The following is a 7103-nucleotide window of genomic DNA, read 5'->3' as shown; positions in this document are numbered from 1 at the left end:
CGAAAAATACGTAGGTACCCAATTCCGTTCGGGTGGGCCGGGATTCGATACGGGTCAAGTCGATCCCGCGAATCCCGAACTCGCTGAGCGCCGACACCAGCGCGCTGGGTGCGTTGGCGATCCGCAACACCACCGACGTCCGGTCGGCGCCGGTTCGGGCGGGCGGCGGGCCGGGACGGCCGACCAGGACGAATCTGGTGCGCGCATTGGCTTCGTCGACCACGCCCTCGGCCAGCGTGGACAGGTTTCGGTGTGCGACAGCCAGCGGAGAGCTCACCGCGGCGTCGACCAACCCGTCGGCGACTTGCTGTGCCGCATCGGCATTGGAGATCGCCGGACGTAGTTCGGCCGCCGGCAGATTCGCCGCCAGCCACTGCCGCACCTGAGCGACAGCCACCGGGAAAGCGGCCAGCGTGCGGACGTCTTCGGCGGTGCGGCCGGGCTGGACGGCGATGCTGAACGCCACGTCGAGCGTGAACTCGGCGAATATCTGCAGCGGCGTGCCGATGGCCAAGCTGTCCAAAGTCGGCATGATCGAACCGTCGATCGAGTTCTCGATCGGCACGCAGGCGAAGTGAGCCGCACCGCCGCGCACCGCGTCGAGCGCGGCGATGGTGCTGTCCACCGGCTTCAGCTGCCAAGCACCCGCCGGACACGGCGGCACCAATCCGGCTTCGGTCATCTGCAACAGCGCCGCTTCGGTGAAGGTCCCCGCCGGACCGAGATACGCGATGCTGGCCACGACCCCCAACCTTATCGGGTCGTAGGGCTTGCGCGGCCCGATCGACTTGAGTTAAGTAAGGCTTACCTAATTCCCCCTAGCCAGGACGGTCCCCATGACGCTCGCTCAAGGCCCGGCTCCCACGACGGCCGAGCGGATCCGCAGCACCTGCGCCCGCGCCGGTGGCGCGCTACTCGCAGTAGCCGGCGCCGAGCCGCTCACCACGCCTCTGCATCATCTGCTCGCCGACGGATCGTTTGCCGTCGGTATGCCGGTCGAGTGCGTTGCCGACGGCGAGCAGGCCGTACTCGAGCTCGCCGATTACGCGCCGTTGCCGCTGCGCGAACCGATCCGATCGCTGGTCTGGATCCGCGGCCGGCTGCAGGAGGTTCCGCCGCCGCGGGTGCACGCGATGCTCGACGTGATCGCCGCCGAGCAACCCCACCCCGCTCTGCTGCAGGTTCGCACGCCGACGTCGCACCCCATCCCCGACGGCGACGCGCAGTACCTGCTGGCCCGCCTGGAGATCGAATCGGTGGTCGTCACCGACGCCACCGGCGCCGAGGCCGTCGACGCGGCGGCGCTACTGGCTGCCCGGCCGGATCCGTTCTGCGCGGTCGAGTCCTGCTGGATCCGGCACCTGGACGCGGCACACCACGACGTGATCGCGCGGCTGGCCTCCCGGCTGCCGCCCCGGCTGCGCCGCGATGGACAGGTACGCCCGCTCGGGGTCGACCGCTACGGTGTGCGGCTACGGGTGGAGAGCACCGAGGGCGACCGCGACATTCGGCTGCCGTTTCGCGCCCCGGTCGACGACGTGGTCGGGCTCGGCAAGGCAATCCGGACGCTGATGGGCTGCCCGTTCGCCAACGGATTGCGAGCGCGCCAGCACTGAGCCCCGGCCACGGCCGGTTACCGTGTCGGGGTGGTTGCGCACCTCAGCGACAACGAACGCAGACCACTGCGCGTCGAGGTCGCCATCGTTCTCAGTGTGACGTTCGGACTCAGCGCCGTCACCGCAGCCCTGCAGCTCGCCGATGCGGTACTGCGCGGCCTGAGCAACCAGAAGATCCCGCTCAACCCTAAGCGGTCCTACGTCGACCTGATCGATCTCGGCCTCAACGCGACCGTCGTCGTGCAGCTGGCCGCCTGGGGTGCGCTTGCCCTGTACCTGTTGTGGCGTAGCGGAATACCGCCCGCCGGCATCGGGCTGGCCCGCTTCCGCTGGCGTCCCGATCTGCTTGGCGGGGTAGGGCTGGCCGCCGTGATCGGCCTACCCGGGCTGGCGCTGTACCTCGCGGCGCGCGCTGCGCACATCAACGCCTCGGTGATCCCGTCCGGCTTGGGCGACACCTGGTGGCGGGTACCGATGCTGGTGCTCACCGCCTTCGCCGACGGCTGGGCCGAAGAAGTGATCGTCGTCGGCTACCTGCTCACCCGGTTGGGCCAACTGGGTGTCGGGCCGCGCACGGCGCTGGTGTGGTCGAGCCTGCTGCGCGGCGCCTACCACCTCTACCAGGGCTTTGGCGCCGGCCTGGGCAACCTCGCGATGGGCCTGGTGTTCGGGTATGCCTGGCAGCGCACCGGCCGGCTGTGGCCGTTGGTGATCGCGCACGGCCTGATCGACACCGTCGCCTTCGTCGGATACGCCCTGCTGGCCGGTCACCTGCGGTGGCTGCATTGACCGAAGGCGATCAGCCCCGCCGCAAACGGCCGCCGCCGCCTGGCACGCCCCCACCGCGACCGGTGTCGCCGAATCGCCGTGCCGCCGGCCGCCGTCGACAGCCGCTGCCGGCGCCGCGCCGCGCCGCGCGCCCCACCAAGGTGTGGCTGCACGTGCTGTCGTTGAGTCTGGCTGTAGCGGTAGTGCTGGTCTGCGCAGCGATCCTGGGCGACGCCCTGTGGCTGGAAACCGCCTTGCACCGCCAGTCGGCGTTGCCGGACTACGCGGGCCGACCGGCAGCCGGGGCGGGCACCACCTGGTTGCTGGTCGGCTCCGACAGCCGGCAGGGCCTGACCGCCGAGCAGCAGAAAGCGTTGGCCACCGGCGGCGACACCGGCAACGGGCGAACCGACACGATCCTGCTGGTGCACGTACCGGCGATCGGGTCGAGCGCCCCGACGGCGATGGTGTCCATTCCCCGCGACTCCTACGTGCCGATTCCCGGCTACGGCCGCGACAAGATCAACGCCTCGTTCTCGATGGGCGGTGCGGCGCTGCTGGCTGAGACGGTCGAACAAGCCACTGGGCTGCGCATCGACCACTACGCCGAGATCGGCTTCGGCGGATTCGCCGCTCTGGTCGACGGCCTCGGCGGGGTCACCGTGTGCCCGCGGGCGGTGATCGACGATCCGTTGGCCGGCATCACCCTGCCCGCCGGGTGCCAGCGTTTGGATGGCCGCGACGCGCTCGGCTACGTACGCAGCCGGGCCACCCCGCGGGCCGACCTGGATCGCATGGTCGACCAGCGGGAGTTCATGTCGGCGCTGCTGCACCGGGCGGTCAGCCCGGCCGTCTGGCTCAACCCCTGGCGGTGGTACACCGTGCCGCGTGCCGCCGTCGGCGCCTTGACCGTCGACCGTGGCGATCACGTCTGGGACCTGGCCCGGCTGGCCTGGGCACTGCAGGGCGCTCCCACCGAATTGACGGTGCCGATTGGCGAATTCACCAGCACCAACGCCGGGTCGGTCGTGGTGTGGGATCACGAGAAGGCGTCCTCGTTGTTCGACGCCCTGGCCGCCGACGAGCCGATACCAGCGAACCTGCTCGGCGGGCAGCCGTAGGGCGTGAACGGACGTTAGTGCGGGTCGGCGCCGGCCAGACCGTCTTCCAACCACGCCTTGGCCCGGCCCGGATAGTTGGTGGCCAACCAGGCCACCCCGATGTCCCGGCAGAACCGGACGTCGTCGTAGTCGTCGACCGTCCAGCAGTACAGCGCCCGTCCCCGCGCCGCAGCGCGGTCGACGAGCTCGGGGTGCTCGCGCAGCGTCGCGATCGACGGACCGACCGCGGTGGCGCCGACCGTGCTGGCCGCGCTGCTGGACAGGAATCGGTAGCTGCGGCCGAGCAATACCGTCGGCAGCAGCGGCGCCGCCCGCCGGATACGCCACAGCGCCGCGGACGAGAACGACATCACCACCGCGCGGGACCGGTCGGCGGACGCCGGCGAGGCGATGCCGAACCGATGCAGCAGAGCCAGCACCTTGCTTTCGACCAGCGCACCATAGCGGACGGGATGTTTGGTCTCGATGAAGATCTTCACCGGCCGCTTCCAGTCCAGCACCAGGGAGACCAGAGCTTCCAGCGTGAGTAGGCCGGTGTCGCCGTGGGTGCCGTCGGGACGCCAACTGCCATGCCAGGATCCGAATTCCAGTTCACGGAGCTGCGCCAGTGTCATCATGCTGACTAGGCCGGCACCGGTGGACGTCCGATCGAGACTGCGGTCGTGCACGCAGACCAGATGCCCGTCGCGGGTCAGCCGGACGTCGCATTCCACGCCGTCGGCGCCCTCGCGGAGCGCGAGATCATAGGCGGCCAGCGTGTGTTCGGGACGCGACGCCGATGCGCCGCGGTGCGCCACTACAAACGGATGCCGAGAGTTCACGTCCTCGGCGTGCGTCATATCCCTATGCTGCCGGTTCTTCACCCGGCAGCTCAAGCGCCGCAGCAGATTCCGCCTCGGGGACGTCGTCGTCGGGCACGATCAGCCACCGATGGGCGGGGCGCTCGACGGGCCTGCGCTCGAACACCTCGAACAGCTTCGACGTCGCCAGCACCGCCGCCAGCGCGATCACGTAGGCGACGATCATCGCCACGGTGTTGTTGGCGATACCCTGGGAGTCCTGCGCCCCGCTGGTGATCGACGCGAAAGCCGACGTCACGCTGCTGGTCAGCCACAGCAGCCACCAGCCCCAGATCACCGTGCGGAATTGGTCGTAGTGGTCCTCGATCTTGGCCAACTCGACGACGTAGACCAGCGCCCACGCCGACCCCAGCAACGGCAGACAACAGAACGTCACGCAGGCGGCCATCAACACCCAACTGGCCGAGTGGCCCGTCGTCGCAGCAACCACGGCGAAGGAGATGGCCAACACCACCGCGGCCGAGGGCGGCAGCAACATGCCCGCCCACAACGCCCGCCTGCTACGCGATTCCGAGCGGCCCGCATGCTCGAACGCCACCGCCCGCCGAGCGATCAGCCACCGCGTCAGCAGATAAGCCACCGTCATCACCGCGGCGACGGCTGCCAGGCTCGCCAGCACGCTGAGCAGCGCTGCCGCATCGGCAACCAACCAATTCAGCAGCGTGTTGCGGTTGATGACCAGAAGTAGGTAGCGCAGCAGATGCACCACGGCTGCTGTACCCAAGGCAACCGAGGCCACGAAGATGGCGGTGCGTATCCGTTCGGGGGTCGGCGCCTCCCGACGGACCCGGCGGCGGGGGCCACTGTCCTGGTCGACCCGGTCGATCAGGCCCCAGCGCGGAATCGCGGTGTAGCGGGGAGTCGGGCCGAGCGGGCGGCGACGACGACGCGGCGGTGGGGGCGGGCCGGGACGCACGGCGATCCATCGAAACCCCGGTGGCAACCGGGGTGCATTTCGCGGGCCTGCGCCCCATCCGGTGGTGGGAACCGGTTGAGACGGTGGCGTGGCCTGCGGCGCCAACAGCGTTCCGTTGCAGCGGGGGCACCACGACCGCTGCTTGTCGCGGACATTCCAGCGGGTGCCGCACTGAGAGCACGCTTGAATCACGGGCGCTGCTCCTCGTCATCGCGGCACTCTGCGTCGTCCACAGCGCGGATCATCAGACCAGCGTAGCGGCGCGGCCGCGGGACCACTCACCATCCTCGCGCTCATCCCAGCAACACTTCGTTCGGCCTAAATTCGACGGGCAGTCACCCCCTGGTGGTGTGCGCGTTCGAGGCCTCTGCGCGCACGCCGTCAATTCAGACATACCCAGGGCTCACTCGATGCCAGGTGCCATTCAGCTAAAACCGGCTATGCACAGTTTCCACAGGTTTATCCACAGGGGATCGCCCGCGCCATCGCAGCATCGCGGCACGGTGATGGCCTCGTGCGGGGTTGTGTGTTGTGGATAACCGGTGGCCGTAACCAGATCGTGATCGACAGGCCAGCTGTCACTCAGCGAATTCTTAGTCGGCCTCACGATGTGCCCGCGACTCGCAGTTATGGGGGATGTCACAGCGCTCGCAGCCGTGTCGTTGCACGGCCGCCATGACGGGCACCCGGCTAGTCGGCACACGAAAGACGAAATCGCCAGCAACAATTCGCTGGTCAGCCCGCCGCCGTCAGGTCAATTTCCCTGGTGGCGCACAAGGGGTTATGATCGCGGTCACCGAGAGCACTTGTGACTCATCTCACTGGGGGAGCAGTTGGACAGCCAGGCCGGAGCCGCCCGATGACGACGCAGCCCTTTGGACCGCAGTCGGCAACATCGTCGTCGCACTGGAACACGTCGTCAGCCGCGTGCAATCGCGCCTACTTGCTCGCCGGCTTGCGCGCCGGCGTGATTGCTCTGGTGCTGCTTGCGGTACTCGCCCTCATCGTCTGGTTCTGAAGTCGAGCGTTGGGGTACTCCCAACCACGCAACCGTTTCTTGCGGCGCGCGCGTCGATAGAGCAGGGTTGATCGAGACAACACCGACCCGCCGCCACCCGCCTGCGCGCGGCCCGTCAGAGTAGACCAGAAACCGATTATCACCAGGAAGGAACCGCGTGTCTGATTACACCTTGCCCGATTTGGACTGGGACTACGGAGCCCTGGAACCCCACATCTCCGGCGCGATCAACGAACTTCACCACGACAAGCACCACGCCGCCTACGTCAAGGGTGCCAACGACGCACTTGCGAAGCTCGAAGAGTCGCGGTCCAAAGATGACCACTCGGCCATTCTGCTCTACGAGAAGAACCTGGCTTTCAACCTCGGCGGCCATGTCAACCACGTCGTGTGGTGGAAGATCTTGTCCCCCAACGGCGGTGACAAGCCCACCGGTGATCTCGCCGCCGCCATCGACGACGCCTTTGGATCCTTCGACAAGTTCCGGGCACAGTTCAGCGCGGCGGCCAACGGCATCCAGGGTTCGGGCTGGGCGGTGCTGGCGTATGACAGCTTGGGCGACAAGCTGCTGACCTTCCAGGTCTACGACCACCAGACCAACTTCCCGCTGGGCGTTGTGCCCATCCTGCTGCTGGATATGTGGGAGCACGCGTTCTACCTGGACTACAAGAACGTCAAGGCCGACTACACCAAGGCGTTCTGGAACGTGGTGAACTGGGACGAGGTGCAGAAGCGTTACGCCGAAGCCACCTCGAAGGCAAAGCATCTGATCGCCAACTGAACTCAGCTCATAGTCGGGGCGTC

Annotated in this window: 8 protein-coding genes; 5 read left to right on the top strand and 3 right to left on the bottom strand. The window is 68.0% G+C overall.

Annotated elements, in window-relative coordinates; all coding sequences use genetic code 11:
* Positions 1-742, bottom strand: a 742-nt coding sequence (gene pheA, locus AC2VOU_RS06520) for a prephenate dehydratase (RefSeq protein WP_486956636.1), incomplete at its 3' end; no start/stop codon positions are given.
* A gap of 94 nt (positions 743-836) precedes the next feature.
* Between pheA and AC2VOU_RS06515 the strand changes: the two genes are divergently transcribed.
* The 3 genes from AC2VOU_RS06515 to AC2VOU_RS06505 are packed head-to-tail and all read left to right on the top strand — an operon-like array spanning position 837 to position 3505.
* A complete protein-coding gene (locus AC2VOU_RS06515; protein WP_486956635.1) occupies positions 837-1616 on the top strand; it encodes a DUF2470 domain-containing protein in 780 nt (259 codons plus the stop codon).
* 30 nt (positions 1617-1646) lie between these two features.
* Positions 1647-2405: a CPBP family intramembrane glutamic endopeptidase gene (locus tag AC2VOU_RS06510; protein WP_486956634.1), complete on the top strand. Its 759-nt coding sequence runs from the start codon at positions 1647-1649 to the stop codon at positions 2403-2405.
* Positions 2315-3505, top strand: coding sequence for an LCP family protein (locus tag AC2VOU_RS06505; RefSeq protein ID WP_486956633.1), 1191 nt, complete (start codon positions 2315-2317; stop codon positions 3503-3505). Before AC2VOU_RS06510 ends, AC2VOU_RS06505 begins: the two co-directional genes overlap by 91 nt.
* A 14-nt stretch (positions 3506-3519) precedes the next feature.
* Here the strand turns inward: AC2VOU_RS06505 and AC2VOU_RS06500 are convergent, their stop codons facing one another.
* Together AC2VOU_RS06500 and AC2VOU_RS06495 are read right to left on the bottom strand one after the other, a co-directional pair.
* Positions 3520-4344 carry a glycerophosphodiester phosphodiesterase gene (locus AC2VOU_RS06500; protein WP_486956632.1) on the bottom strand — a complete coding sequence of 275 codons (825 nt, stop codon included), beginning with the start codon at positions 4342-4344 and terminating at the stop codon, positions 3520-3522.
* Positions 4345-4348: 4 nt separating this feature from the next.
* Positions 4349-5281, bottom strand: coding sequence for a DUF4328 domain-containing protein (locus tag AC2VOU_RS06495; protein WP_486956631.1), 933 nt, complete (start codon positions 5279-5281; stop codon positions 4349-4351).
* An 859-nt stretch (positions 5282-6140) separates the two neighbouring features.
* On the opposite strand from AC2VOU_RS06495, the gene AC2VOU_RS06490 reads away from it, so the two are divergent.
* The gene (locus AC2VOU_RS06490) at positions 6141-6299 is read left to right on the top strand and encodes a hypothetical protein (protein ID WP_486956630.1); all 159 of its coding nucleotides are present in this window, start codon (positions 6141-6143) and stop codon (positions 6297-6299) included.
* A gap of 157 nt (positions 6300-6456) precedes the next feature.
* Positions 6457-7080: a superoxide dismutase gene (locus AC2VOU_RS06485; protein WP_486956629.1), complete on the top strand. Its 624-nt coding sequence runs from the start codon at positions 6457-6459 to the stop codon at positions 7078-7080.
* Positions 7081-7103: the final 23 nt, after the last annotated feature.

Source organism: Mycobacterium sp. TH-M25, assembly GCF_057473665.1.
Note: the sequence above shows the minus strand (reverse complement) of the source record. Positions and strands in the feature narration are given on the sequence as shown.